This window comes from Rhodopseudomonas sp., from assembly GCF_048594845.1.
Classification (GTDB): Bacteria; Pseudomonadota; Alphaproteobacteria; order Rhizobiales; family Xanthobacteraceae; genus Rhodopseudomonas.
In genome coordinates, this window is sequence record NZ_JBMDXE010000163.1 from 1 (window position 1) to 25,244 (window position 25,244).

The 25,244-nt window shown below is 66.5% G+C and carries 23 protein-coding genes and 1 pseudogene; 18 read left to right on the forward strand and 6 right to left on the reverse strand.

Annotated elements, in window-relative coordinates; all coding sequences use genetic code 11:
- Window positions 1-163 precede the first annotated feature (163 nt).
- Entirely contained in the window at window positions 164-508 is a 345-nt protein-coding gene (locus tag ACOJTD_RS10265) for an FmdB family zinc ribbon protein (protein WP_420132817.1), read from the forward strand.
- A 144-nt stretch (window positions 509-652) separates the two neighbouring features.
- Here ACOJTD_RS10265 and cobS read toward each other — a convergent pair whose 3' ends face one another.
- Window positions 653-1,450 (reverse strand): adenosylcobinamide-GDP ribazoletransferase, encoded by a 798-nt coding sequence (gene cobS, locus ACOJTD_RS10270; protein WP_420132818.1) that lies wholly within the window; start codon window positions 1,448-1,450, stop codon window positions 653-655.
- A 442-nt stretch (window positions 1,451-1,892) separates the two neighbouring features.
- Here cobS and hyfB point away from each other — a divergent pair, with 442 nt between their 5' ends.
- The 15 genes from hyfB (at window position 1,893) to ACOJTD_RS10345 (ending at window position 19,568) form a co-directional block, all read left to right on the forward strand.
- A complete protein-coding gene (gene hyfB, locus ACOJTD_RS10275) occupies window positions 1,893-3,911 on the forward strand; it encodes a hydrogenase 4 subunit B (protein ID WP_420132819.1) in 2,019 nt (672 codons plus the stop codon).
- Window positions 3,902-4,858 (forward strand): respiratory chain complex I subunit 1 family protein, encoded by a 957-nt coding sequence (locus tag ACOJTD_RS10280; protein ID WP_420132820.1) that lies wholly within the window; start codon window positions 3,902-3,904, stop codon window positions 4,856-4,858. The genes hyfB and ACOJTD_RS10280 overlap by 10 nt, the downstream gene beginning before the upstream one ends.
- A gap of 2 nt (window positions 4,859-4,860) precedes the next feature.
- The gene (locus ACOJTD_RS10285; protein ID WP_420132821.1) at window positions 4,861-5,523 is read left to right on the forward strand and encodes a hydrogenase-4 component E; all 663 of its coding nucleotides are present in this window, start codon (window positions 4,861-4,863) and stop codon (window positions 5,521-5,523) included.
- Window positions 5,520-6,971, forward strand: coding sequence for a hydrogenase 4 subunit F (locus ACOJTD_RS10290; RefSeq protein ID WP_420132822.1), 1,452 nt, complete (start codon window positions 5,520-5,522; stop codon window positions 6,969-6,971). The genes ACOJTD_RS10285 and ACOJTD_RS10290 overlap by 4 nt, the downstream gene beginning before the upstream one ends.
- Before the next feature lie 9 nt (window positions 6,972-6,980).
- Window positions 6,981-8,489 carry a hydrogenase expression protein HypE gene (locus ACOJTD_RS10295; protein WP_420132823.1) on the forward strand — a complete coding sequence of 503 codons (1,509 nt, stop codon included), beginning with the start codon at window positions 6,981-6,983 and terminating at the stop codon, window positions 8,487-8,489.
- Window positions 8,490-8,491: 2 nt separating this feature from the next.
- Window positions 8,492-9,025, forward strand: a complete 534-nt coding sequence (locus tag ACOJTD_RS10300) for an NADH-quinone oxidoreductase subunit B family protein (protein WP_420132824.1) — start codon at window positions 8,492-8,494, stop codon at window positions 9,023-9,025.
- Between the two features lie 340 nt (window positions 9,026-9,365).
- Window positions 9,366-9,749 (forward strand): hypothetical protein, encoded by a 384-nt coding sequence (locus ACOJTD_RS10305; RefSeq protein ID WP_420132825.1) that lies wholly within the window; start codon window positions 9,366-9,368, stop codon window positions 9,747-9,749.
- A 234-nt stretch (window positions 9,750-9,983) separates the two neighbouring features.
- Window positions 9,984-12,719, forward strand: coding sequence for a cation-transporting P-type ATPase (locus ACOJTD_RS10310; RefSeq protein ID WP_420132836.1), 2,736 nt, complete (start codon window positions 9,984-9,986; stop codon window positions 12,717-12,719).
- A gap of 34 nt (window positions 12,720-12,753) precedes the next feature.
- Entirely contained in the window at window positions 12,754-13,653 is a 900-nt protein-coding gene (locus ACOJTD_RS10315) for a universal stress protein (RefSeq protein WP_420132826.1), read from the forward strand.
- A gap of 353 nt (window positions 13,654-14,006) precedes the next feature.
- Window positions 14,007-14,282 (forward strand): DUF1153 domain-containing protein, encoded by a 276-nt coding sequence (locus ACOJTD_RS10320; protein WP_002714638.1) that lies wholly within the window; start codon window positions 14,007-14,009, stop codon window positions 14,280-14,282.
- Between the two features lie 173 nt (window positions 14,283-14,455).
- On the forward strand, window positions 14,456-16,063 hold the full coding sequence (fliF, locus tag ACOJTD_RS10325) for a flagellar basal-body MS-ring/collar protein FliF (protein ID WP_420132827.1): 1,608 nt from the start codon (window positions 14,456-14,458) through the stop codon (window positions 16,061-16,063).
- 6 nt (window positions 16,064-16,069) lie between these two features.
- Complete coding sequence (gene fliG, locus ACOJTD_RS10330; protein ID WP_420132828.1) at window positions 16,070-17,161, forward strand: flagellar motor switch protein FliG; 1,092 nt, start codon at window positions 16,070-16,072, stop codon at window positions 17,159-17,161.
- Complete coding sequence (locus ACOJTD_RS10335) at window positions 17,161-17,778, forward strand: FliH/SctL family protein (protein ID WP_420132829.1); 618 nt, start codon at window positions 17,161-17,163, stop codon at window positions 17,776-17,778. Before fliG ends, ACOJTD_RS10335 begins: the two co-directional genes overlap by 1 nt.
- A gap of 18 nt (window positions 17,779-17,796) precedes the next feature.
- A complete protein-coding gene (gene fliN, locus ACOJTD_RS10340; RefSeq protein WP_054164393.1) occupies window positions 17,797-18,141 on the forward strand; it encodes a flagellar motor switch protein FliN in 345 nt (114 codons plus the stop codon).
- Window positions 18,142-18,188: 47 nt separating this feature from the next.
- The gene (locus ACOJTD_RS10345; protein ID WP_420132830.1) at window positions 18,189-19,568 is read left to right on the forward strand and encodes a sigma-54 interaction domain-containing protein; all 1,380 of its coding nucleotides are present in this window, start codon (window positions 18,189-18,191) and stop codon (window positions 19,566-19,568) included.
- 171 nt (window positions 19,569-19,739) lie between these two features.
- Here ACOJTD_RS10345 and ACOJTD_RS10350 read toward each other — a convergent pair whose 3' ends face one another.
- Window positions 19,740-19,946 (reverse strand): hypothetical protein, encoded by a 207-nt coding sequence (locus ACOJTD_RS10350; RefSeq protein ID WP_420132837.1) that lies wholly within the window; start codon window positions 19,944-19,946, stop codon window positions 19,740-19,742.
- A 192-nt stretch (window positions 19,947-20,138) separates the two neighbouring features.
- Here ACOJTD_RS10350 and ACOJTD_RS10355 point away from each other — a divergent pair, with 192 nt between their 5' ends.
- Complete coding sequence (locus ACOJTD_RS10355; RefSeq protein WP_420132831.1) at window positions 20,139-21,248, forward strand: ATP-dependent DNA helicase; 1,110 nt, start codon at window positions 20,139-20,141, stop codon at window positions 21,246-21,248.
- Between the two features lie 44 nt (window positions 21,249-21,292).
- On the opposite strand, the pseudogene ACOJTD_RS10360 reads toward ACOJTD_RS10355, so the two are convergent.
- Window positions 21,293-21,988, reverse strand: a pseudogene (locus tag ACOJTD_RS10360) (class I SAM-dependent methyltransferase).
- 273 nt (window positions 21,989-22,261) lie between these two features.
- Here ACOJTD_RS10360 and ACOJTD_RS10365 point away from each other — a divergent pair.
- Window positions 22,262-22,786: a Dps family protein gene (locus tag ACOJTD_RS10365; protein WP_420132832.1), complete on the forward strand. Its 525-nt coding sequence runs from the start codon at window positions 22,262-22,264 to the stop codon at window positions 22,784-22,786.
- A gap of 162 nt (window positions 22,787-22,948) precedes the next feature.
- Here the strand turns inward: ACOJTD_RS10365 and ACOJTD_RS10370 are convergent, their stop codons facing one another.
- From ACOJTD_RS10370 to ACOJTD_RS10380, 3 genes are all read right to left on the reverse strand, one after another.
- Complete coding sequence (locus ACOJTD_RS10370; RefSeq protein WP_420132833.1) at window positions 22,949-23,473, reverse strand: hypothetical protein; 525 nt, start codon at window positions 23,471-23,473, stop codon at window positions 22,949-22,951.
- Between the two features lie 39 nt (window positions 23,474-23,512).
- Window positions 23,513-24,019: a PaaI family thioesterase gene (locus ACOJTD_RS10375; RefSeq protein WP_420132834.1), complete on the reverse strand. Its 507-nt coding sequence runs from the start codon at window positions 24,017-24,019 to the stop codon at window positions 23,513-23,515.
- 84 nt (window positions 24,020-24,103) lie between these two features.
- On the reverse strand, window positions 24,104-24,793 hold the full coding sequence (locus ACOJTD_RS10380) for an HAD family hydrolase (RefSeq protein WP_420132835.1): 690 nt from the start codon (window positions 24,791-24,793) through the stop codon (window positions 24,104-24,106).
- Window positions 24,794-25,244: the final 451 nt, after the last annotated feature.

The window sequence follows — 25,244 nt, forward strand, 5'->3', positions numbered from 1 at the left end:
ACTGATCTGGATTGCTTCGTCGCTTCGCTCCTCGCAATGACGGGGGTGGGGCTGGAGACCCGGGCTCTCATCCTTCCCTGCGCGACGGGGAGCGGGACGGGCATCTTTCCGCCCCGCTCCCATCGCGCGGAACGACAGATCGTCAGCGCAAGGGAAAACGACGATGCCAGTCTATGAATATATGTGCGACGCCTGCGGGCCGTTCACCGATTTGCGGCCGATGGCGGAATATGAAGAGCCGCAGCCGTGCCCGGTGTGCGAGACGTCTTCGCCGCGAGTGCTGCTCACCGCGCCGAATTTCTCCTGCATGCCGGCGGCGCAGCGCACCGCCCACGCCACCAACGAGAAGAGCCGCAACGCGCCGATGAGCGTCGGCGAATACAAGGCCAAGCATGCGCCAGGATGCGGCTGCTGCTCCGGCCTGAAGAAGCCGGCGCGGCTACAGACCCGCACCAAGAGCGGGGCGAAGGGCTTTCCGACGGCGCGGCCGTGGATGATCAGCCACTGAGGCTTCCACATCGTCATTGCGAGCGCAGCGAAGCAATCCAGACCACATCCGAGGCGCTGGATTGCTTCATCGCGGAGCCTGTACTCGGACGACGCGAAGCGTCGATCCGGGTGCTCCTCGCAATGACGGGGAGGGGTTGACGGACTAACTCCCCGCCAACACCGCCGCGACACCCAGCAGAAATCCGATCTCGAACATCTGCTCGATTGCGCCGAGCACGTCGCCGGTGTAGCCGCCGAGCAGGCGCTTGGCCCAAACGGTCATCAGCGCGGCGAGCGCAGCGCCGCAGCCCAGACCTGCCATCAGCGCTACCGGCGAGATCAGCAGCAGCGGCAGCGCGGCGAGTGCGACGGTGACCAGTACCAGCACGGTCTCGTCCTTGCGCATCGGCTCTTCGGCATACGCGACCTTCATGCCGCTGATGTTGCCGGCGTAAGTCAGTCGGCGCTTGACGAAACCCGGCGTCGCGCGGGCGCCAGCGTGGCAGGCGACCAGCGCGGCCAGCGCCGCCCACAGCGGCAGTTGCGCCAGCGCCGTCGCGCGCAGCGCAACATCGAGCCCCAGCGCCAGGCCGCCATAGGTGCCGAGCCGGCTGTCCTTCATGATCTCGAGCCGCCGCTCGACCGACCAGCCGCCGCCGAAACTGTCGAAGGTGTCGGCGATGCCGTCCTCGTGCAGTGCGCCGGTGACGAGGATCGAGGCGGCGACCGCCAGTAGCGCGGCGAGGCCGGGGCCGAACAGCGAGCTGCCGAGCACCAGCACGGTCGCCGACATCACGCCGATGCCGACGCCGACGATCGGAAAGAATGTCATGGCCCGCGTCAGCCAGTCCGGCTCCGGCGCGCGCGCGGAATCCGGCACCGGCAGGATGGTCAGGAAGCGGATCGCGTCGAGCAGTTGCGCCCGCGTGGGCGTCGGTCGGGGGGGCGTGTCGGCGGACATGATGGTCCTTTGCAGAGGATCTTCCTGCGCGCCGCCAGCAGGCGCGTCAACCGCGACCCTTGACGAAGAGCGCGGTGCCGAGCCCGCTCGTTGGAGAGCGCGGCTTCAGAAAGGTCCCGCCGGTCGTAGGCGATGGAAAGCCATGGGTTCCGCGGCGCATCTATTGTGATAAATAAAACATCATATATGCTATTCAAAAATAGATCATTGATAGACCTGCTCGGATTCGGGTAAGCAGAAGGCCTGCGCCGCGACCTCCGTTATGGTCGCCTGGACCGCCACTGAATCGGCGATCAAGCCGTCGCTCATTTGGCGGCTGTGCAGCGAGGAATGGACGAGGGCCCGATGCGAATGGGGCACGATCGCGGATGACGGCAATGGCGCAGAAGCGGCGACAAGCTGCAGTTGCGCGCCGGCCCGTGCGCGCCGGGGCATGCGGCCGATGACCGGACTCGCACTTCAGCTAGCCTGCATTGGTGCCTTGTTGGCGATCACCTGCGTGGCAGTCGTGCTCGGCCGAGCGCCGCGTCTCGCGACAGCCCTGATCTACACTTTCACCCTGATCGTCTGCACAGTTGCGACCGTCGGTGCCGCAACGTGGTTGCTGCTGCATGCCGATGCCGCCGCCGAACATGTGCTGCCGATCGGGCTGCCGTGGCTCGGCTCGCATTGGCGGCTCGATGCGCTGGCGGCGTTCTTCCTCGTCGTGGTCAATCTTGGCGGCGCATTGGCGAGCCTGTATGCGCTCGGCTACGGCCGGCACGAACACGCCCCGCAGCGCGTATTGCCGTTCTATCCGGCGTTCCTCGCCGGCATGAATAGCGTCGTGCTCGCCGCCGACGCATTCTCTTATCTGCTGTCGTGGGAGTTCATGTCGCTGGCGTCGTGGGCGCTGGTGATGGCGCATCATCGCGTCGCCGCCAACCGGCGCGCCGGCTATGTGTATCTGTTGATGGCGAGTTTCGGCACGCTGATGCTGCTGCTGGCCTTCGGTCTGCTCGCGGGCACGACGGGTGCTTACGACTTCGCGGCGATCCGCGTCGCGCCGCATGCACCGTGGATCGCCACGTTGGTGCTGCTGCTGATGCTGCTTGGCGCCGGCTCCAAGGCCGGTCTGGTGCCGCTCCATGTCTGGCTACCGCTGGCGCATCCGGCGGCGCCCAGCCACGTCTCGGCGCTGATGAGCGGCGTGATGACCAAGGTGGCGATCTACGGCTTTATCCGCGTCGTGTTCGATCTGCTCGGCACGCCGGATTGGTCGACCTCGGGCGTGGTGCTGGCATTCGGCGGCGTCACCGCGGCAGTCGGCATTCTCTACGCGCTGATGGAAAGCGACCTGAAGCGGCTGCTGGCTTACTCGACGATCGAGAATATCGGCGTCGTGTTCGTCGCGCTGGGTCTGGCGCTGGCGTTCCAGGCCAATGACGAGAAGCTGCCGGCGGCGCTGGCGTTCACCGCGGCCCTGTTCCACGTCTTCAATCACTCGCTGTTCAAGAGCCTGCTGTTCTTCGGCGCCGGAGCGGTGCTCAGCGCGACCGGCGAACGCGACATGGATCGGCTTGGCGGGCTGATCCACCGCATGCCGGTGACCAGCGTGGTGTTTCTGGCCGGCAGCATCGCGATCTCAGCGCTGCCGCCGTTCAACGGCTTCGTGTCCGAATGGCTGATCTTCCAGGCCGTGCTGCAGAGCCCGCAGTTGCCTCAATGGGGGCTGAAAATCCTGGTGCCCGCGGTCGGTGCACTGATGGCGCTCGCCGCGGCGCTGGCGGCGGCGTGTTTCGTCAAGGCTTACGGCGTCACCTTCCTCGGCCGCCCGCGCGGCGAAGCGCCGCTCCGCGCCAAGGAGGTCGATCGCTTCTCGCTTGCGGCGATGATCATCCTCGCGGCGCTGTGCCTGTTCGCCGGCGTACTGCCCGGCCTGGTGATGGACGCGCTGGCGCCGATCGCCGCCGACATTCTCGGCGGCCGGCTCGCGCCGCAGACGCCGCTGGCGTGGCTGTCGATCGTGCCGATCAGCGAGAGCCGCGGCTCGTATAATGGCGGACTGGTGGCGCTGTTCATCATCGTCTCGGCGTCGCTGGCGTTCGTGGCGATCCGGCTGTTCGCGACCGGCGCGGTGCAGCGCGGGCCAGCTTGGGGCTGCGGCTTCACCGATCCGGCACCGTTGGCGCAGTATTCTGCCGCCGGCTTCGCGCAGCCGATCCGCCGCGTGTTCGGCACGCTGCTGTTTCACGCCCGCGACCGCGTGACGATGCCGCCACCCGGCGACGTCGCGCCCGCGCGGCTGCGCATCGAGCTGCACGATCAGGTCTGGGAGCGGATCTACGCGCCGCTCGCCAATGGCGTGGTCGGCGCCGCCGTGCGGCTGAACCGGCTGCAGCTGCTCACCATCCGCGGCTATCTCAGCCTTGTGTTCGCTACTCTCGTCACGCTGCTGCTGGTGCTCGCGATATGGACGTGATCACCGATAGCGCCGTGCAGGGCGTGCAGATGCTGCTGGTGTTCCTGCTGGCGCCGCTGCTCACCGGCTTCATCCGCAAGATCAAGGCGCGGCTGCAGCGCCGCCGCGGCCCGTCGCTGCTGCAGCCGTATCGCGATCTCGTCCGTCTGCTGCGCAAGGACGTGGTGCTGGCCGACAACGCTTCGTGGCTGTTCCGCGCTGTGCCTTACGTCACCTTCGCGGCGATCTGGGTCGCGGCCGCGCTGGTGCCGACCTTTGCCACCGGGCTTCTGTTCAACTGGACCGCCGACCTGATCGTGATCGTCGCGCTGCTTGGCACCGCGCGGTTCTTCCTGGCGCTCGCCGGTATGGATGTCGGCACCTCGTTCGGCGGCATCGGTTCGTCGCGCGAGGTGATGATCGCGGCGCTGGCCGAGCCGGCGATGCTGATGATCGTGTTCTGCGTCGCGCTGGTCGCCGGCTCGACGCATCTGTCGACCGTCGCAGACTACATCGCCTCGACCGCGGTCGGCCTGCGCGTCTCGCTCGGTCTCGCGATGATCGCGCTGGTGATGGTGGCGCTCGCCGAGAACGCCCGCATCCCGATCGACAATCCCACGACCCATCTCGAGCTCACCATGGTGCACGAGGCGATGATCCTGGAATATTCCGGCCGGCATCTGGCGCTGATCGAGTTCGGCGCGCAGCTCAAGCTGCTGCTCTACATCTCGCTGATCGTCTGCCTGTTCTATCCCTGGGGCATCGGCGTGTTCGGCGCTGGCCCCTCGGCCTACGTAGCCGGTGCGGCGCTGTATCTGTTCAAGATCACGGTCGCGGGCTTCCTGCTTGCCGTATTTGAGACCGCCACCGCCAAGATGCGGGTGTTCCGCGTACCGCAATTCCTCGGCGCCGCGCTGATGCTCGGCCTGCTCGGCACGCTTCTCCTATTCGTGTCGAAAGGGCTGTGATCATGCACGGGCTCGCGTTCGACATCTCGCATTCGCTGGCCGGCGGCCTGGTGCTGGTGTCGTTCATGATGCTGTATCAGGACCGCCTGACCTCGCTGCTCAACGTGTTCGCGCTGCATGCGCTGTTTCTATCCGCGGCGGTGGCGTGGCAGGCGCTGATCCAGGACGCGCCGCATCTCTACGTCACCGCGGCGATCGCGCTGCTGTTCAAGGCGATCATCATTCCGGTGGCGCTGCGCCGCATCGTCTACAAGCTCGGCATTCACCGCGAGGTCGAAACCGTCGTCGGCATCGGCCCGACCATGCTGGCCGGCATGGGGCTGGTGGCGTTGTCGCTGGCCTTGATGCTGCGCGTCACCGTCGATGCCGACGCGCTGGCGCGCGAAGACCTCGCCTTCGCGCTGTCGGTCGTGTTGCTCGGGTTGCTGTTCATGGTGACGCGGCGCAACGCCGTCAGTCAGGTGGTCGGCTTCATGTCGTTGGAAAACGGCCTGATCCTCGCCGCCGCCGGCGCGAAGGGCATGCCGCTGGTGGTGGAGATTAGCGTCGCGTTCTCGGTGCTGATCGCCTTCATCGTCATCGGCATCGTGCTGTTCCGGATCCGCGAACGCTTCGACTCGGTCGACGTGTCGCAGCTCGTCGTCTCGCGCGGAGAGCGGACATGACGATGTCCGTCATCGATCCGGTGGCGGGCGTGCTGCTGATCCCGGTGATCGCGGCGGCACTGCTGGCGCTGCTGCCGGGCTACAAGCTGACAGCGCGTCTCAACGTCGCCGCCAGCCTCGGCAGTTTCCTCTGCGCGGCCTCGTTACTGGTGCTGCCGCGTCCGGCGCCGGGCGCCTACATCCTGGTCGACGACCTCAACATCGTGTTCATCATGCTGAACACCTTCGTCGGCTTCACCACCAGCCTGTTCAGCGCCAGCTACATCGCCCACGAACTCGAGACCGGCAAGCTGACGCCGACCTATCTACGGTTTTACCACGCGATGTATCAGATCATGATGTTCGGCATGAACCTCGCGTTCGTGTCCAACAATATCGGCCTGATGTGGGTGGCGGTCGAGCTGGCGACGCTGACCACGGTGCTGATGGTCGGCATCTATCGCACGCCGGCGGCGCTCGAGGCGGCGTGGAAGTACTTCATTCTCGGCAGCGTCGGCATCGCGCTGGCGCTGTTCGGCACCATCCTGATCTACATGGCGGCGCGGCCGGTGATCGGCGAGGGCCCCGACGGCATGATCTGGACCGTGCTGGTGGCGCGCGCCTCCGGCTTCGACGCCGCGCTGCTGAATGTCGCCTTCGTGTTCCTGTTCCTCGGCTACGGCACCAAGGTCGGCCTCGCGCCGTTGCATGCCTGGCTGCCGGATGCCCATGCCGAAGGCCCGACGCCGATCTCGGCGGTGCTGTCCGGCCTGCTGCTCAACGTCGCGCTGTACGCACTGCTGCGCTTCAAGATGCTGCTCGCCGCCAATGGCGACGCGATGCCGCCCGGCGTGCTGATGATCGTGATGGGGCTGGCGTCGCTGCTGTTCGCCGCCTTCATGCTGTATCGCCGCCGCGACATCAAACGGCTGTTCGCCTATTCGTCGATCGAGCACATGGGCATCATCGTGTTCGCCTTCGGCATGGGCGGGCCGCTGGCGAATTTCGCCGGCCTCTTGCACATGGTGATGCACAGCCTGACCAAGTCGGCGATCTTCTACGCGGTCGGACAGATCACGCAAATCAAAGGCACGCAGTCGCTGGCGAAGATCCGCGGCATCACCGAGACGCACCCGGTGCTCGGCTGGGGCCTTGTCGCCGGCGTGGTGGCGATCGCCGGGCTGCCGCCGCTCGGCATCTTCATGAGCGAATTCCTGCTGGTGACCTCGACCTTCGCGCGCTCGCCCTGGCTGGCGCTGCTGCTGGTGTTCGGGTTGCTGGTGGCGTTCGGCGCGCTGACGCTGCAGCTCACCGGCATCGCTTTCGGCACGCCGCGCGGCAGCCGGCAGCCGGCGCAGGCGAGCTATCTGCCGATGTTCGCCCATCTGGCGCTGGTGCTGATCGCGGGCGTGTATCTGCCGGCGCCGGTGGTGGCGTGGTTTCAGCACGTCGCCAAGCTGCTCGGCTAGGGGGATCGCATGCCGTCGCTGATCGATCTCAACCTCGAAGGCCAGCCGGTGGCGCGGCATCGGCCGTGGCCGCGCACGGTCGTCGACCGTGCAGTGTGGAGCTTTGCGGCGAAGATGCTCGGCGAGCAGCAATGGCAGTTGCTGTCGCTGTGGGGCGAACCTTCGAGCGTGCACATGGCGCTGTTCGATCCGCGCACGAGCGAGATCGGCGTCATCAGCCTCGGCTGTCCGCAGCGCAGCTTCCCGTCGGTCGCGGCGAAGCATCTACCCGCGCTACGGCTGGAGCGGACGATTACTGATCTCTACGGCCTGATCGCCGAAGGCGCGATCGACGATCGGCCGTGGCTCGATCACGGACGTTGGGCCAAGAAAGCGCCACTCGGCGAAGTGATCACCGCGTCGTCGCAGCCGGCGTATCCGTTTCTCCCGGTCGAAGGCACCGGCACGCACCAGGTCGCGGTCGGCCCGGTGCATGCCGGCATCATCGAGCCCGGCCATTTCCGCTTCACCGTCTCGGGCGAAACCGTGGTGCGGCTCGAGCAGCGCTTCGGCTACGTTCACAAGGGCATCGACGGCCTGATGAGCGGGGCCGAACTGCCGCGCGCCGCGCAACTCGCCGGCCGCGTCTCCGGCGATTCCACGGTGGCCTATGCGCTGGCGTTCGCGCGCGCGGTCGAAACCGCGATCGACGCCGAGGTGCCGGCCCGCGCGGTATGGCTGCGCACGCTCTGCGCCGAACTCGAACGCCTCGCCAATCACCTTGGCGACATCGGTGCGATCTGCAACGACGCGGCGTTCGCCATCATGCTGGCGCAGTTCGGCGTGCTGCGCGAAAATATGCTGCGTGCCGCCGACACCGCGTTCGGCCATCGCCTGATGCGCGACGTGGTGACGCCCGGCGGCGTGGCGCGCGATCTCGACGACGCCGGCATCGCGGCGATCCGCGCTGCGCTAGCGACAGTGCGCAAACAGTGGCCGAAGCTGATCGCGCTCTATGAAGACACCGCCTCGCTGCAGGACCGCACCGTGGCGACCGGCTTCGTCAAACCGGCGTTGGTCGATCAATACGCCACCGGCGGTTTCGTCGGCCGTGCGTCCGGTCGAAGCTTCGACGCGCGCCGCACGCTGGCCTATGCGCCGTATGACGAATTGTCGTTCGACGTGCCAGTGCTTAGCGAAGGCGATGTCGACGCCCGCGTGCGCATTCGTATCAGCGAGGTCGTGCAAAGCCTCATGCTGATCGACCAGATTCTCGACCGCTTACCGAGCGGCGCGATCCATGTCCCGCTGACGCTGCCTGAGGAGCCCTGCGAAGGCCTGGCGTTGGTCGAAGGATTTCGCGGGGACGTTTTTGTCTGGCTGCGCATCGCAAACGGCCGCATCGCGCGCTGTCACTTCCGCGATCCGTCGTGGTTTCAATGGCCGCTGCTCGAAGCCGCGATCGAGGGCAACATCATCGCCGACTTCCCGCTGTGTAATAAGTCCTTCAACTGTTCCTACTCGGGCGTGGATCTGTAGCGATGCGCAAGCTGCTGTTCGAAAGCCTGTTCGCGACGCCGCTGACGGAAGCCCCGCCGGCACCGGACGATGCCGCGGCGGCTGAACTCGCCGCGCTGCTCGGCGAACGCGCAAGACGCGCGCTCGGTAGCAGCTTGTCGATCCGCGAGGTCGATGCTGGCTCGTGCAACGGCTGCGAGCTCGAAATCCACGCGCTGAACAACGCGTATTACGACATCGAGCGCTTCGGCCTGCGCTTCGTCGCCTCGCCGCGCCACGCCGACGTGCTGCTGGTCACCGGCCCTGTGACGCACAATATGCGCGAGGCGCTGAAGCTGACCTACGACGCGACGCCCGGCCCGAAATGGGTCGTCGCCTGCGGCGACTGCGCCAGGGACGGCGGCTGCTTCGCGGGAAGCTACGCCGTCGCCGGTGGCGTGTCGTCGGTAGTGCCGGTCGACCTGCACATCCCCGGCTGCCCGCCGAAACCGCTACAGATCTTGCGCGGGTTGCTGGCTTTGCTTGATGGCGCTGCGGAGCGCAAAGCCGCGCGTTGATAAGCGGCAGCGGATTCATCCTCTCGTTCGTCATTCCGGGGCGCGAGCGAAGCTCGCGAGACCGGAAACCATAACCACCGCGTTGAGTTGGTGAACTCAGTCCCTCAACGGCGGGGCGCTTGCCGCGAGTGCAGGGAGTATGGATTCCGGGTTCGCGCTGCGCGCGCCCCGGAATGACGAAACCTGGTGGTTGTACCCGATGGCGGCTTGTTCAGCGCGGTTTCTGCTGCTCACCGCGCCGCGCCTCAACGATGCGCGCCGCTTGCGACCCGTGGCCGCAGTGTTTGCTTGATCCGGCTCAATGTTGGGCTGGTAGGATGCAGCCTAGCCTGACGTGTTGATGGTGACACAGCGTCTGGAGATGATGCGGCTCGATCGGAACAGCGACCTCACACGACTCTCGACCGATCTGCGCCTCTGGCTCAAATCGGCTCTGTGTTTGTGCGCGCTGATCATGGTTGCTGTCGGCACTGCGTCGTCGGCATCTGCCGCCTCCGATGCCCCGCGCCCTCAGCTCGAATTCGTCAAGACGCCGCCGGCCGTGCCGGCGCCGAGCTTGAGTGACGAGCCCGAAATCACCATCACGGATACGGCGCAAGCTTTGACGCCGTCTTCAACTCGGAGTGCCGTCTGCGATCAGGCCAGCCGCGTGCGGCTGCCGCTCGACGCGCCGATGCTGGATCGCAGCGAGCCGCCGCAACTTCGTCCGCCGATCGGCGCTTAGTCCCCGCCGGACTTCCTCGCACGCGTGACCTGACGTTCGCCCGCTCGTGACGGCGCGAGGCCTCATGCCTCACCGCGCGATGCGCTGCTCCGTCGCTGCGATCTCCGGCCCTCCTGATCATCCTGCGTCGCAAGGCCCGCCGCGGCGAACCGACGATGCACCCGACCAAACCCGCCGCGACGAAGCTTCGCGCAGCGCTGATCCAACCCTGACACTCCGGACACTCCCATGACCATGCCGATGGAAGCCACGATCAAGGGCCCGAACGACCAGGCCTCGGAGGAGATGTGGCACGCGATCGATGCCGACCGGGTGCTGGCGGGGCTCGAGACCAGCCGCGGCGGCCTGAGTAGCGCGGAGGCGGCCAAGCGGCTCGCCAGCGTCGGGCCGAACGCGCTGCCGGAGCCGCCGCGCCGCTCGGCACTGCTGCGTTTCCTGGCGCAGTTCAACAACACGCTGATCTATTTCCTGCTCGCGGCCGCAGTCGCCGCCGCGTTCCTCGGCCATCGCATCGATGCCGCGGTCATCGTCGCGGTGGTGACGATCAACGCGATCGTCGGCTACGTCCAGGAAGACAAGGCCGAGAAGGCGCTGGCGGCGATCAAGAAGATGATCTCGCCGCGCGCCCACGCCTGGCGCGACGGCCATCGCGTCGCGATCCCGGCCGCCGAGCTCGTGCCCGGCGACGTGGTGATGATCGAGGCTGGCGATCGCGTTCCGGCCGACCTGCGGCTGACGCGCGCGCGCGGCCTGCTGATCGACGAAGCGATGCTAACCGGCGAGTCGGTGGCGTCCGAGAAACACGATCAGCCCGCCGCGCCGGAGGCGCCGCTCGGCGATCGGCTGTGCATGGCGTTTTCCGGCACGCTGGTGTCGGCCGGGCAGGGGTTTGGCGTCGTCGTCGCCACTGGTCAGCGCACCGAGATCGGCCGCATCTCGACGTTGATCCAGGGCGTCGAACAACTCACCACGCCGCTGCTCGGCCAGATCAACCGGTTCGGCGAACGCTTCACCTGGGTGGCAATCTCCGCCGCGGTGCTGATCTTCGCCTTCGCCGTGCTGGTGCGTGGCTATGAGTGGACAGAAGCGCTGATCGCCGTGGTGGCGCTCGCGGTCGGCGTCGTGCCGGAGGGGCTGCCGGCGGTGATCACCATTACGCTGGCGATCGGCGTCCAACGGATGGCGCGGCGCAACGCCATTATTCGCAGCCTGCCGGCGGTGGAGACGCTCGGTGCCACTTCGGTGATCTGCTCCGACAAGACCGGCACGCTGACTCGCAACGAGATGACGGCGAGGCGCATCGTCACCGCCGAGCACACCATTCTGGTCAGCGGCGCCGGCTACGTGCCGAAGGGCGAACTGACAGTCGACGGCCAGGCTGCGCCGAGCGCGGTGGCGTCGGCGATGCAACTGATCCGCTGCGGACTGCTCTGCAATGACGCGCAGCTGCGCGAGGCGAACGGCCACACGGTCGTCGATGGCGATCCGATGGAGGGCGCGCTGGTGGCGCTCGCCCTGAAAGCCGGCCTCGATCCAGCGCTGGAGCGCTCCACATGGAAGCGGTCCGACGAAATTCCCTTCGATGCTCAGCATCGCTTCATGGCGACGCGCCACGCCGCCGCGCCGGGCGGGCAGGTGATCTTCGTCAAGGGCGCGCCCGAGCGGCTGCTGGCGATGTGCGCCGCGCAGGCCGGTCGTGACGGCTTGGTGCCGCTCGATCAGGCGTTCTGGACCGAGCAGATCGCGCGCGCCGCCGCTGAAGGCGAACGCGTGCTCGGCTTCGCGGTGCGCTCGCCGGCGCGCGCCTCCGATCAGCTCGGCTTCGCCGATCTCGACGAAGGCCTCGCCTTCCTGGGGCTGGTGGGCTTCATCGATCCGCCGCGCGACGAGGTGATCCAGGCGATCGCCGAATGCCGTTCGGCCGGCATCGTGGTCAAGATGATCACCGGCGATCACGCTGCGACCGCCGACGCGATCGCTCGACAGCTCGCGCTGACCGAGAGTCCGGACGTCGTCACCGGCGCCGATCTCGACAAGAGCGCGGATGCGGACTTCACCGGCGTGGCGACGCGCTCCGATGTGTTCGCCCGCACCAATCCCGAGCACAAGCTCCGCATCGTCCGCGCACTGCAATCGACCGGCGCGGTGGTGGCGATGACCGGCGACGGCGTCAACGACGCGCCGGCGCTGAAGCAGGCCGATGTCGGCATCGCGATGGGCCACAAGGGCACCGAGACCGCCAAGGAAGCCTCCGAGGTGGTGCTGCTCGACGACAATTTCGTCTCGATCGTCGCCGCCGTGCAGGAAGGCCGCACCGTCTACGACAACATCCGCAAAGTGATCGCCTGGACGATCCCGACCAATGGCGGCGAGGTGCTCACCGTCATCATGGCGATCCTGATCGGCTTCACCATGCCGATGACGCCGGTGCAGATCCTGTGGATCAACCTGATCCTCACCGTCACGCTCGGTCTCGTGCTGGCGTTCGAGCCGCCGGAGCCGGGCGTGATGCAGCGGCCGCCACGCCCGGCCGGCGCGCCGCTGCTGTCGCGCTTTCTGGTGTGGCGCATCTTCTTCGTGTCGCTGCTGTTCACCGTCGGCGCGCTGGCGATCTTCTTCTACGCGCTCGGTAGTGGTCTGTCGGTCGAGACTGCTCGGACCATGGTGGTCAATGTGCTGGTGGTGTTCGAGATCTTCTATCTGTTCAACGTCCGCTATCTGCACACCTCGTCGTTCTCGCTGCCCGGCGCACACGGCACCCCCCCCGTGCTGGCGGCCCAGATCGTGGGGATCGCCCCCCAGCTCGCCTTCACCTACGCGCCGTTCATGCAGTCGCTGTTCGGCACCACGCCGCTGTCGCTGCTCGAGGGCGCGGCGATCATCGCGGCTGGCGTGGTGATGATGGCGGTGCTGGAGCTGGAGAAATTCGTGATGCGGCGCGTCGGTGTGCTGCGCCGTCTGGAGCCCTGACGCGGGCCAACCGTCAACCAACAGGAGGTGTACCATGGACCAGATGCCGTCCGAGTTCAGCAGGCCAGATCTGAAGGTCGTGCTGGTCGCCACGGATTTCTCGGCGCGGTCGGATCGTGCGGTGCGCCGCGCCGCCTCGATCGCACGCGACGCGGGAGCGCGGCTGGTGCTGACCCATGTGGTCGACGACGATCAGCCCGAGCGCATCGTCGCGGCGGAGTGCGATCTCGCCGAGACCGCGCTGGCGGATGCGATCCGCGAGCACGCCTATCTGTCCGGACTTCCCTGCAGCCCGCTGGTGGTGTGCGGCACGCCGTTCGACGGCATCGTACAGGCGGCAGAGCAACAGGGCGCCGATCTGTGCGTGATCGGCAGCCATCGCCGCGCTTTCCTGCGCGACATCTTCGTCGGCACCACGGCCGAGCGTGTGATCCGCAACAGCCCGGTGCCGGTGCTGATGGCCAATATCGATCCGGCCCTGCGCTACGCGACCAGCCTCGCGCCGGTCGATCTTTCCGAATGTTCGCTGCAGGCGCTGAAGACCGGCCGGCGGCTCGGCCTGCTCGGGCAAACCCGCATGGTGGTGCTGCACGTATACGATGCCGCGGCCGCGGGGATGCTCAGCTATGCGGGCGTCCACAAGGGCAATGTCGACGACTATCTCGCCGACGCCCGCGTCGAAGCGGTGCGCGATCTGGTACGTTTCCTCAAGCCGCTCGATCTCGACGACATGGACTACTCGACGACGGTGCGGGAAGGCATCGCCCAGGCGGCGATCGTCGATGCGGCGGCCGAATTGCGGCCCGATCTGGTCGTGATCGGCACACACGGCCGGCGCGGCGCCGTCCGGCTGCTGCTCGGCAGTGTTACCGAGGAAGTGCTGCGGCGGCTCAATCGAGATATTCTGATCGTTCCGGTACGCGACGCGGCATAGCAAGCCGCCCTGTTCACGACCGTTGCTATCTGCCGAGCGACGCCTGGTTCATCCGGGCGTCGCTCGTTTGCTATTGCCGCCTGACGATGCGGCACATCACGCACCATCACATCGCTTCAACCGGCGCTGATATCGGCGGCCGCGAGGGATGCAGCGGCCCGCACGAGGCTATCGAAACGCCCCGGATCGGCGCCGGACGCCGAGGTTGTGCTACGCTGCAGGCCGTCCGCTTACCAGTCTTACGACTTTACTAACGTCGACCATCACAATCCTGAATGCCGCTTAGCCAATTTTTAAGCCGCCCCGCGTACGTTTGCTCACACAGTGTCTTGAGTGAGAGTTGTGAGTACGCCATGACAGAGCCCCACCGCCCGCGGGTCAAATACGTCATTGGACCCGATGGAAGTCCGTTAACGATTGCGGATTTGCCTGCTCCGGGGACCAAGCGCTGGGTGATCCGCCGGAAGGCCGAGGTGGTTGCCGCCGTCCGCGGTGGTCTTCTTTCCCTCGAAGAGGCCTGCAGCCGCTACACCCTGACCGTGGACGAGTTCCTGTCCTGGCAGTTTTCGATCGACCAGCACGGGCTGGCCGGGCTGCGGACCACCCGAATCCAGCAGTATCGCCAGTAACCTTCCTTACCAAGATCTTAATGAATTCCGGAAAGCCGGCCCCGTTTCGGGAAGCCGGCTTTCGTCATGTCGGAAGCATTTTCCGTCTCGTTAAGATTTATTAACCTTCTGGAAACCATCCCATAGGCAAGATTTGCCTAGTCGGCCGTAAAGCCGAATCCGAGGGGCTGGTCTTGCAGAGTTTGGTGGGTTTCCTGAAGGGCTTGGGTGCCGCTCGGGTGATGGCGATGATCGCCGTCACGGTTGCGCTGCTTGGATTCTTCGCCTTCGTCATCATGCGCTTCTCGCAGCCGCAGATGACCACGCTCTACACGGACCTCAGCAGCGCCGACGCTTCCAGCATCATCAAGGAGCTGGAGCGCCAGGCGATTCCGTTCGAGATGCGCAACGACGGCACCACCCTGCTCGTGCCGAAAGACAAGGTCACGCGGCTGCGGATGAAGCTGGCCGAGGGCGGGCTGCCGAAGGGGGGCGGCGTCGGCTACGAGATCTTCGACAAGTCGGACGCGCTCGGCACCACCAGCTTCGTCCAGAACATCAATCATCTGCGCGCGCTGGAAGGCGAACTGTCGCGCACCATCCAGGCGATCGACCGCGTTCAGGCGGCGCGCGTGCATCTGGTGCTGCCGGAGCGGCCGCTGTTCTCGCGCGAAGCGCCGGAGCCGTCGGCCTCAATCGTGCTGCGCGTCCGTGGCGCGCTGGAGCCGCAGCAGGTCCGCGCCATCCGCCATCTGGTCGCTTCCGCCGTCAACGGACTGAAGCCGCAGCGGGTGTCGATCGTCGACGAGACCGGCCAGCTGCTCGCCGACGGTTCGGCCAATGCCAATGCGGTCGACAGCGCGGCCGGCGACGAGCGCCGCACCGCCTTCGAAAAGCGGATGCGCAACGAGGTCGAGGCGATCGTCTCGTCGGTCGTCGGCTCGGGCCGCGCCCGCGTCCAGGTCACGGCCGATTTCGACTACAACAAGGTCACCCAGACCTCCGACAAGTTCGATCCCGAAGGCCGCGTGCTGCGCTCCAGCCAGACCCGCGAGGAACAATCGCAGACGCTGTCGAACGACGGCCAGGTCACGGTCAACAACGAACTCCCGGGTAATCAGGGCCAGGCCGGGGCCGGCCCGCGCGACCAGAGCAAGAAGTCGGAAGAGACCAACAATTATGAGATCTCCCGCGTCACCAAGACCGAAGTGACCGAGGCCGGCCGCGTCAACCGGCTGTCAGTCGCGGTGCTGGTCGACGGCATCTACACCAAGAACGACAAGGGCGAACTGGTCTATGCCGAGCGCACCAAGGAGCAGCTCGACCGGATCGCCGCGCTGGTGCGCTCGGCGATCGGCTTCGACCAGAAGCGCGGCGACCAGGTCGAAGTCGTGAACCTCAAATTCGCCGAAGCGCCGCAGGTCGAGAAGCTGCCGGAGCCGGCCGGTCTGCTCGGCATGCTGCAGTTCACCAAGGACGACATCATGAACATGATTCAGCTCGGCGTGTTGTTCGTCCTCGGCCTGGTGGTGCTGTTCATGGTGATCCGCCCGCTGGTCAAGCGCGTGCTGGCTGCCGATCCGGCGCTCGAAGCTCCTGGCGCCGTGCCGGCCCTGACCGACGGCAGCGTGCCGCAGATCGGCGCCGACGGTCAGCCGATCGCGGCGCCCAACATGATCGACATCGCCCAGGTCCAGGGCCAGGTCCACGCCCAGTCGGTGCACCGGGTCGGCGAGCTGGCCGAGCGCAATCCCAACGAAACCGCAGCCATTGTTCGACAGTGGCTGGCCGAGCCCGCCTAATCCGCCATGGCCGAAACTCCCGCCACCACCACCTCGGGCTCCGAAGACATCGCCAGCGTCGTCGCGACGCTGGCGCAGCGTCAGAGCGGCCGTCCCGCGTCGAAGCCGCTTCCCGGCCCGAAGCGCGCGGCGATCCTGATGCTGGCGCTCGGCGAGCAGTACGGCGGCAAGATCTGGAGCCTGCTCGACGACGACGAGGTGCGCGAGCTGTCGTCGGTGATGTCGACGCTCGGCACCATCGAGCCCGAAGTGGTCGAGGACCTGCTGCTCGAATTCGTGTCGCGGATGTCCGCGTCCGGCGCGCTGATGGGCAATTACGACGCCACCGAGCGGCTGCTGCAGCGCTACCTGCCGGCCGACCGTGTCAGCGGCATCATGGAAGAAATCCGCGGCCCCGCCGGCCGCAACATGTGGGAGAAACTCTCCAACGTTCAGGAAGAGGTTCTCGCCAATTATCTGAAGAACGAGTATCCGCAGACCACCGCGGTGGTGCTGTCGAAGCTCAAGCCCGAACACGCCGCCAAGGTCCTGGCGATTCTTCCGGACGACATGGCGCTCGACGTCATCAACCGCATGCTGCGGATGGAGTCGGTGCAGAAGGAAGTGGTCGAGAGCCTCGAGCGCACGCTGCGCTCCGAGTTCATGTCGAACCTGTCGCAGACCCGCCGCCGCGACGCCCACGAGGTGATGGCGGAGATCTTCAACAATTTCGACCGCCAGACCGAAACCCGTTTCATGACCTCGCTGGAAGACGACAATCGCGAGGCGGCCGAGCGTATCAAGTCGCTGATGTTCACCTTCGACGACCTGGTCAAGCTCGACGCCGGCTCGGCGCAGACGCTGATGCGCAACATCGACAAGGACAAGCTGGCGATCGCGCTCAAAAGCGCCAACGAGGACGTCCGCGGCTTCTTCCTCGGCAACATGTCGTCGCGCGCCGGCAAGATGCTGCTCGACGACATGGCGGCGCTCGGTCCGGTCCGACTGCGTGATGTCGACGAGGCGCAGGCGCTGCTCGTCAACCTCGCCAAGGACCTCGCCGCCAAGGGCGAGATCGTGCTCACCAAGAACCGCGCCGACGACGAACTGGTGTACTGATGGCTGCTCCCGCGCAGAAATTCCTGTTCGACAACGATTTCGGGGCGCCCGACAAAGCCCGCGAAAAGGCCGCGGCCGCCGCCGAACTGGCGCAGGCGGTCGCTGCCGCCGAGCAGCGCGGCTACCAGGTCGGCTTCGCCCAGGCGCAGCGCGAGATGCAGGCCGAAGCCGACCGGCTCGTTGCGATGGCGCTGGAGCAGATCGGGCAGTCGATGCAGGTGATCGCCACCGGCATCGGCAGCGTCGAGACGCGGATGGAGACCGAGGCGGTCGAAGTCGCGGTGGCGGTCGCCCGCAAGCTGTGTGCCGAGCTGATCGCCGCCGAGCCGCTCGCCGAGATCACCGCGCTGGTCGGCGAGTGTTTCCGGCATCTGGTCTCGACGCCGCACCTCGTGGTGCGGATCAGCGACGGGCTCTACGAAGCCGCGCGCGAGCGCATCGAGCTGCTCGCCAAGCGCAGCGGCTTCGCCGGGCGCCTGGTGCTGCTGTCCGATCCGGAGATCGCCGGCGGCGACTGCAAGATCGAATGGGCGGACGGCGGCATGGTGCTGGAGCGCGCCGCCATCGAAGCGAAGATTACCGAATTGGTCGGGCGCTACATGGCGTCGCGCAAGTAACGAGATCGAGGGATGACCATGGGCGAAAACGACGGCTTGCCGCTGCCGGATCTGAACGGGGCCGATGCGCCGCCGCTGGCGGATGTCGGATACAACGAGGAAGAACAGACCTCGCGCGTCGCCGCCGATCTCGAAGCGGTGTTCGACGTGCCGGTGCAGGTGTCGGCCGTGCTCGGCCGCTCCAAGATGGACGTCGGCGAGCTGCTGAAGCTCGGACCCGGCGCGGTGCTCGAACTCGACCGCCGCGTCGGCGAGGCGATCGACATCTACGTCAACAATCGGCTGGTGGCGCGGGGCGAAGTGGTGCTGGTCGAGGACAAGCTCGGCGTGACCATGACGGAAATCATCAAGGCGGACAACTGATCGCAGCCGTTCGGCGGCGCGGCAATTAGGATCATCAGGAGCAAACCATGCGGCTTCTCATCGTGGGCACTCTGACGGGCCAGCTCAACACTGCGACCAAAATCGCGATCGACAACGGCGCGTCGGTGACCCACGCCGACGACAACGAACAGGCGATGCGGGTGCTGCGCGGCGGCAAGGGCGCCGACCTGCTGCTGGTCGATGTCGCGCTCGATATCCGCGATCTGGTGATGCGGCTCGAAGCCGAGCACATCCACGTGCCGATCGTCGCCTGCGGCATCGCCAGCGATGCGCGCGCCGCGGTGGCGGCGATCCACGCCGGCGCCAAGGAGTACATCCCGCTGCCGCCGGATCCGGAGCTGATCGCCGCGGTGCTGGCGGCGGTGGCCAACGACAGCCGCGAGCTGGTGTATCGCGACGAGGCGATGGTGAAGGTGGTGAAGCTGGCGCAGCAGATCGCCGGCTCCGAAGCCTCGGTGATGATCACCGGCGAGAGCGGCACCGGCAAGGAAGTGCTGGCGCGCTACGTCCACTCCCGCTCGCACCGCGCCAAGCGGCCGTTCATCAGCATCAACTGCGCGGCGATTCCCGAGCATCTCTTGGAGTCCGAGCTGTTCGGCCACGAGAAGGGCGCCTTCACCGGCGCCATCGCCCGCCGCATCGGCAAGTTCGAAGAGGCCAATGGCGGCACGCTGCTGCTCGACGAAATCTCCGAGATGGACGTGCGGCTGCAGTCCAAGCTGCTGCGCGCCATCCAGGAGCGTGTGATCGACCGCGTCGGCGGCAAGACGCCGGTGCCGGTGGATATCCGTATCCTCGCCACCTCGAACCGCAATCTGCAGGAGGCGGTGCGCGCCGGCACCTTCCGCGAGGACCTGCTGTTCCGGCTCAACGTCGTCAACCTGAAGATGCCGCCGCTGCGCGAGCGTCCGGCCGACATTCTCGAACTGGCGCAGCACTTCGCCAAGAAATATGCCGACGGCAACGGCGTGCCGCTGCGGCCTCTGTCCGCCGAGGCGCGCCGCGTGCTGACGACCAACCGCTGGCCGGGCAACGTCCGCGAACTGGAGAACACCATCCACCGCGCGGTACTGATGGCGTCGGGCGACGAGATCGGCCCGGAGGCGATCATCACGCCGGAAGGCGACCGGCTCGATCAGACCAAGACGCCGGCCGCTGTGGCCCACGCCACCCTCGCGGCCGAACAGGTCACCCGCGCATTGGTCGGTCGCACCGTGGCCGATGTCGAGCGCGACCTGATCCTCGAGACGCTGAAGCACTGCCTCGGCAACCGCACCCACGCCGCCAACATCCTCGGCATCTCGATCCGCACGCTGCGCAACAAGCTCAACGAATACGCCGACGGCGGCCTGCCGATCACGCCGGCGGGCGCCGGCGAACCGCGGGCGTTCGTGTCGATGGGGTGAGGGGACGTCACACCCGACCGTCATCGCCCGCGAAGGCGGGCGACCTAGTATTCCAGAGCGGTCGTGTTCAGCCGCGGGCGCTCGTTAATACTGGATCCCCCGCATCCGCGGGGGATGACGCTCAGAGTGAGTGGCTGGCGTCGACATGCCACGCGACAGTGGAAACAGCGCTCACGAATATTTCGGCGCGTCCGGATTGCGGAAGATCTTGATCGGATCGCCGGGTTCGAGCCGCGGCGCGGTCAGCATCCGGTAGGCGAACAGGGCCAGATAGGCGCAGGCGAGGGCGCCGACGACGTACAATAGAATGGTGCCCAATCGCTTCATGCGCTCGCCCTGAATCGCGGCCAACCAAGCCGCGCGGATGCCGCCAGCCATGCCGCAGGATCGTGCCGCCGGCAAGGCGACCAAACGCCGGGGCATGCTGAGGCTTCCCAAAGGCGGTCTCCGAACAGCCGAGTTCCGGGTCCCGGCACCGCCCGTCCGGCGGCTTGCACCGTGCCGCCAAGACGCTAGCTTGCGGCCAGCGAGTCGCGGACGGTGCCCGCGCCTGTTCCGCCCGAAAGCCCGATGACCACCTTCACCCCAGTCCAGGATGCGGCACTAAAAGCCGTCGGCGAATGGCTCAAGGCCAAGCCCGGCCGCAATGGCACGCCGCTGGTGTTCCGGCTGTTCGGCTTTGCCGGCACCGGCAAGACCACGCTGGCGCGCGAGATCGCCGACGGCGTGTCGGGCGAAGTCAAATTCGCCGCCTTCACCGGCAAGGCCGCTTTGGTGATGCGCAACAAGGGCTGCGACGACGCCTCGACCATCCATTCGCTGATCTATCGCGCCAAGGAGAGCGGCGTCGAACAGCCCAGCTTCGAATTGTGGGACGACGCGCCGGCCTCAAAGGCCAAGCTGATCGTGATCGACGAATGCTCGATGGTCGACGAGGAGCTCGGCCGTGACCTGATGTCGTTCGACTGCCCGCTGCTGGTGCTCGGCGATCCGGCCCAGTTGCCGCCGATCCAGGGCGGCGGCTTCTTCACCAATGCCGAGCCCGACGTGATGCTCACCGAGGTGCATCGTCAGGCGCAGGACGATCCGATCGTCCGGCTCTCGATGGACGTGCGCGAGGGGCGGCGGCTTGAGCTCGGCCGCTACGGCGAGACCGAGGTGGTGACGCGCGACAGCCTCGATCCGCAGCGGGTGATGGACGCCGATCAGGTGCTGGTCGGCCGCAACAACACCCGCCGCGCCTACAACGTGCGCTTCCGCCAGCGGCTGAATATCGAAGATCCGTTTCCGGTCGGCGGCGACAAGCTGGTCTGCCTGCGCAACAATCGCAAGAAGGCGCTGTTCAACGGCGGGCTGTGGCGGGTGAAGTCGCGCTCGCCGATCAAGACCAAGATCATCACCCTTCGCGTGACGCCGGACGAGGAGTTCGGCGGTCGCCTCACAAAGGTCTCGGTCCGCCAGGAGTGTTTCTCCGGCGGCATCGAGGATATCAGCTGGGATCAGCGCAAACCCTACGACGAGTTCGACTACGGCTACGTGCTCACCGTGCACAAGAGCCAGGGCTCGCAATGGGACGACGTCGTGCTGTTCGACGAGAGCTTCGCCTTCCAGGACTCGCGCGCGCGCTGGCTCTACACAGGGATTACGCGCGCGGCGAAGCGGCTGAGTGTGGTAGTGTAGCAAGGCGAGGCCGTGCTCGCGTCGCTCTCACCCCAGGCAGTGAGCTAGCCCGCCCGCTTCGCCACGAACGTCATCCGCCACGGATTGTGGCCGATGTTGTTGTCGGCGCGGATTGCCGAGAAGCCGGCGGCGGAGAGCTTGGCGAGCATCTCGGCTTCGCCGTAGCGCTGCAGGCCGATCTTGGTGCGGAGCTGGCGATAGTCGGACAAAGCGGTCCGCGCCAGCCCCCACAGCGCGTCGGTGAGGAAACCGTGACGGCCCGCCATCTTCACCAGCGCGGCGACGTCGCGGCTCATGCCGACCTCCGGCCGGAGGATGTCGCCGAGGACAAGCTTGCCGGAGCGGGTCAGCAGTCGCCGGATCAGCTTCAGCGCCTTATCCAGTTCGTCCGGCTTCATGTATTGCGCGACTGAATTCATCACCACGAGGTCGAGCGAACCGTCCGGCAGTGCCGCCAGCTCGTCGAGTGACCGGACCTTTATGTTCGGATGATGCGCGAACCGCGATTTGAGCCGGCCACGCACACCCGGCGCCGGCTCCGCGAGGATCAACGTGCCGCAGGCCGCCGCGACCTTGTCGGCCGACAGCGCCTCGCCGCAGGACTAGTCCAGCACCGTCGCGTCAGGCGCGCCGATATAGCCGAGGATGTCCTTGGCGATTTCGTCGAAGTGCACATCGCGATGGAGCTTGCTGACATAGATCGTATGCGTGGAGTCGTAATAGTCGATCCAGTCGTCCATCGAAGCCTCGAAGCCGGCAGAAGGGCGAATTCATCTGTCCGCACAGGCGGTTGGCCGAATTCGCGCGAAACGGGGGGCGGAGCGTCCGATCTTGTTCCATCACTGGAACGCGGCGGAATTTGGCGCGTTGAGAACGGTCTAAAGCGTTTGCCGAGCGAGGGAAACAAAAACCGCAAAATCCGGCAAGACGGTGCGGTTCCCGGCCGTCATGCTCGTGCCCGACCCGGCCCGACGCCGTCTTTCATCGCACGCCACCAGCATAGGATCGCCACCGTGACCAAGAGCAAATCCGCCGTCGCCGCTGACCTCGACACGCCCACCGATCTGCCGCAGCAGTCGGTCGACAAGATCTCGGCGGCGCTGAACACGCTGCTCGCCGACGCCTTCGCGCTGTATCTCAAGACCAAGAACTTTCACTGGCACATCAGCGGCCGCCACTTCCGCGACTACCATCTGATGCTGGACGAACAGTCCGACCAGATCTTCGCCACCACTGACCAGCTCGCCGAGCGTGTCCGCAAGGTCGGCGGTGTGACGCTGAAATCGATCGGCCAGATCGCCAAGCTGCAGACAATCCAGGATAACAACGAGGATTACGTGCCGCCGCGCGAGATGCTGCGCGAGCTGATGAACGACAACAAGAAGATGGCGGCAGCGATGCGCAAGGCGCACGAGATCGTCGACGACTGCAAGGACGCCGCCACCGCCGGCCTCCTTGAGAACTTCATCGACGAAACCGAACGCCGCACCTGGTTCCTATTCGAAGCCAGCCGCCAGGAAGGCGGCAACGAAGAGTAACAGGTCCGCGCAACGTTCGGCGCGAACAACGAAACGGCCGGGCTTTCACCCGGCCGTTTGCAATTTGATGCGAGACTAATCCCAACCCCGGCGTGCAGCGCGCTCCCTCTCCCGCTTGCGGGAGAGGGCCGGGGTGAGGGCGACCCCAGCACAGCGCTATTGCTACTTCCACAATCGCACTAGCGGCCCATCCTTGCCGCCCACCGGATCGCTCTCCGGCAGCGCCAACTTCGGAATGCTCTTCAACGCCCGCTGATAATTGCCCGGAGTCGGCCGCGTCACCTGCATTTCGTCTCCCGGCGGATAGCCGCCGACCACCTGGAAATCATGCGTCGCGAACAGCCGCTTGTGGCCCATACCGGCTGGCAGCACGGCGACGTCGCCCGGCTTCAGCTCGATCGCCTCACCCTGTTCGCCGCCGAACAGCACCAGTGCGTGGCCGCGCGCGACGCCGAGCGCCTCGTGAACCGTGGCGTGATAATGTGTGTAGTCGAAGATGCCGTTGCGCCACAGCTGCTGGCCCCAGCCGTTGCGTTCGAACAGTTGCTCGATCGCCGCGGCCGGATCGGAGCGTGCGACGTCCACCGCCTGCTTGTAAATCAGCAGCGGCAGCTGATTGTTCGGCACCAGCCCGTCGTCGTCGAACCGATAGGCATGCGGCATCGTCTGGTCGCGAGTGAGCGACATGATCACTCCGGCGATTGTTGTGATGTGCCGGAGACAACGTCACGACGCCGCGGCGGTTCCGGTCGGCAGGTCGAACACCAGGCAGGTCGTGGTGGCATGCGCCAGCAACCGTCCGTTGCGGTCGGTGATACGCGCCTCCGCGGTCGCGGCGCGGCGGCCGACATTGAGCGTGCGTCCCTCGGTGCGCACCGCGCCGCTGGTCTCGCTCATGCCGCGAATGAAGCTGATCTTGAATTCCAGCGTGGTGTAGCCCTGGCCCGGCTTCAGCATGCTCTGCACCGCGAGCCCCATCGCCGAGTCGAGCAACGTCGCCGCATAGCCGCCGTGCACCGAGCCGATCGGATTGTAGTGCCGCAGGCCCGGCACTGAATGCATCACGATCAGTCCGGGCTCGGCGCTCTCGTCGAACGGCTCGATCGTCTGCATGATCGGCGGCGGCGGCAGCTCGCCGGCGAACATTTTGCGGATGAAGTCGAGGCCCGACATCGACGCCATCACCTCGACCGGCGTTACGCCGTAATTCTTCGATCCGCTGCCCGCATCCATCGCGTTTCTCCCTTTGAATGACGTTGGTCATACCAAAGACGCGCGGCGGTTTCCAGCTGCGTATCGCCGCGGCCGGGCCGCGTGTCAGATGAGGGCGGGCGTCGGGACGAAACGGCCGCGCTGCTGCATCGTCGCCAGTACGGCGTGCAGGTCGGGCAGCACCGCGGCGCATTTGCCGCGGGTGGCGGCGTCGGGCTGCAGCATGTCGGGCACCATCAGCGTGATGGCGCCGGCGCTCGCCGCCGCGGCAACGCCGACGCTCGAATCCTCCACCGCCACACAATTCCGCGGCGCGCTGCCGATCCGCTCGGCCGCCAGCAGATACAGGTCCGGCGCCGGCTTGCCGTGCGCGACGTCGTCGCGCGTCAGCACGGTGTCGAAACGGGCGCGGATGCCCGCGAGCGTCAGATGCTCGTCGGCCGTTTTGCGCGACGACGACGTCACCACCGCCATCCGGCAGCGCGCGCCTTGCAGCGTATCGAGCAGCTCCAGCGTGCCGGGTTTCACCGGCAGGCCGGTGGCGAAGCGGGCGTCGCGCTTGCGGGCGAAGGTGCGGTTGATGTCGCGGAGCGGCACGCCGTCGCCATAGCGCGCGACCAGCAGCGCCTGGCATTCCGGGCCGGGCAGTCCGATCATGCTCTGGCAGGTCAGCAGCGCATCGGGCAGGCCGAACTCATCCAGCGTTTCGCTGAGGCTCTCGAGATAGACGCGCTCGGTGTCGACCAGGGTGCCATCCATGTCGAGCAGAACCGCCTCGATGATCCAGTCCGTCACGCGCTCACACCTCGTCTCCCGAACGCCGGCTCGCTTTCGCCAGCTCGCGCATGCAGTCCGGGCACAAACAATCCGCCGCATCCGACGGCATCGGCAGCATCACCGCCTCCGCCGCACACCAACATTGCGCATCCATCGTACAGCCAAACTCGCTTCCGCATCCGGCGCAGATCAGGCGGCGGGGCTGGGGAGGTGAGGACAGCGCGATCATGGGGGCAGTTTAGCGCCGGGCATGGGGCTGCGTAAGGGGATTGCCGAAAACCGCGGGCCTTGGTTCTGCACAACCCCAGGCACCGTCAGTCCGGGGCGCGAGCGAAGCTCGCGAACCCGGAATCTCGATGTTGGGACGAACGCCGGTGCCGCAGAACGCTGCGGGATTCCGGGTTCGCTCGCTGCGCGAGCGCCCGGAATGACGGCGAAGGCCGACTCACGCTATGATCTCTCCCGGCGC

What these genes read in the sequence shown, in the direction of transcription:
- ACOJTD_RS10265 (WP_420132817.1), top strand. Translation starts at nt 164, where the DNA reads ATGCCAGTCTATGAATATATGTGCGACGCCTGCGGGCCGTTCACCGAT.
- cobS (WP_420132818.1), bottom strand. Translation starts at nt 1,450, where the DNA reads ATGTCCGCCGACACGCCCCCCCGACCGACGCCCACGCGGGCGCAACTG.
- hyfB (WP_420132819.1), top strand. Translation starts at nt 1,893, where the DNA reads ATGACCGGACTCGCACTTCAGCTAGCCTGCATTGGTGCCTTGTTGGCG.
- ACOJTD_RS10280 (WP_420132820.1), top strand. Translation starts at nt 3,902, where the DNA reads ATGGACGTGATCACCGATAGCGCCGTGCAGGGCGTGCAGATGCTGCTG.
- ACOJTD_RS10285 (WP_420132821.1), top strand. Translation starts at nt 4,861, where the DNA reads ATGCACGGGCTCGCGTTCGACATCTCGCATTCGCTGGCCGGCGGCCTG.
- ACOJTD_RS10290 (WP_420132822.1), top strand. Translation starts at nt 5,520, where the DNA reads ATGACGATGTCCGTCATCGATCCGGTGGCGGGCGTGCTGCTGATCCCG.
- ACOJTD_RS10295 (WP_420132823.1), top strand. Translation starts at nt 6,981, where the DNA reads ATGCCGTCGCTGATCGATCTCAACCTCGAAGGCCAGCCGGTGGCGCGG.
- ACOJTD_RS10300 (WP_420132824.1), top strand. Translation starts at nt 8,492, where the DNA reads ATGCGCAAGCTGCTGTTCGAAAGCCTGTTCGCGACGCCGCTGACGGAA.
- ACOJTD_RS10305 (WP_420132825.1), top strand. Translation starts at nt 9,366, where the DNA reads ATGGTGACACAGCGTCTGGAGATGATGCGGCTCGATCGGAACAGCGAC.
- ACOJTD_RS10310 (WP_420132836.1), top strand. Translation starts at nt 9,984, where the DNA reads ATGCCGATGGAAGCCACGATCAAGGGCCCGAACGACCAGGCCTCGGAG.
- ACOJTD_RS10315 (WP_420132826.1), top strand. Translation starts at nt 12,754, where the DNA reads ATGGACCAGATGCCGTCCGAGTTCAGCAGGCCAGATCTGAAGGTCGTG.
- ACOJTD_RS10320 (WP_002714638.1), top strand. Translation starts at nt 14,007, where the DNA reads ATGACAGAGCCCCACCGCCCGCGGGTCAAATACGTCATTGGACCCGAT.
- fliG (WP_420132828.1), top strand. Translation starts at nt 16,070, where the DNA reads ATGGCCGAAACTCCCGCCACCACCACCTCGGGCTCCGAAGACATCGCC.
- ACOJTD_RS10335 (WP_420132829.1), top strand. Translation starts at nt 17,161, where the DNA reads ATGGCTGCTCCCGCGCAGAAATTCCTGTTCGACAACGATTTCGGGGCG.
- fliN (WP_054164393.1), top strand. Translation starts at nt 17,797, where the DNA reads ATGGGCGAAAACGACGGCTTGCCGCTGCCGGATCTGAACGGGGCCGAT.
- ACOJTD_RS10345 (WP_420132830.1), top strand. Translation starts at nt 18,189, where the DNA reads ATGCGGCTTCTCATCGTGGGCACTCTGACGGGCCAGCTCAACACTGCG.
- ACOJTD_RS10350 (WP_420132837.1), bottom strand. Translation starts at nt 19,946, where the DNA reads ATGGCTGGCGGCATCCGCGCGGCTTGGTTGGCCGCGATTCAGGGCGAG.
- ACOJTD_RS10355 (WP_420132831.1), top strand. Translation starts at nt 20,139, where the DNA reads ATGACCACCTTCACCCCAGTCCAGGATGCGGCACTAAAAGCCGTCGGC.
- ACOJTD_RS10370 (WP_420132833.1), bottom strand. Translation starts at nt 23,473, where the DNA reads ATGTCGCTCACTCGCGACCAGACGATGCCGCATGCCTATCGGTTCGAC.
- ACOJTD_RS10375 (WP_420132834.1), bottom strand. Translation starts at nt 24,019, where the DNA reads ATGGATGCGGGCAGCGGATCGAAGAATTACGGCGTAACGCCGGTCGAG.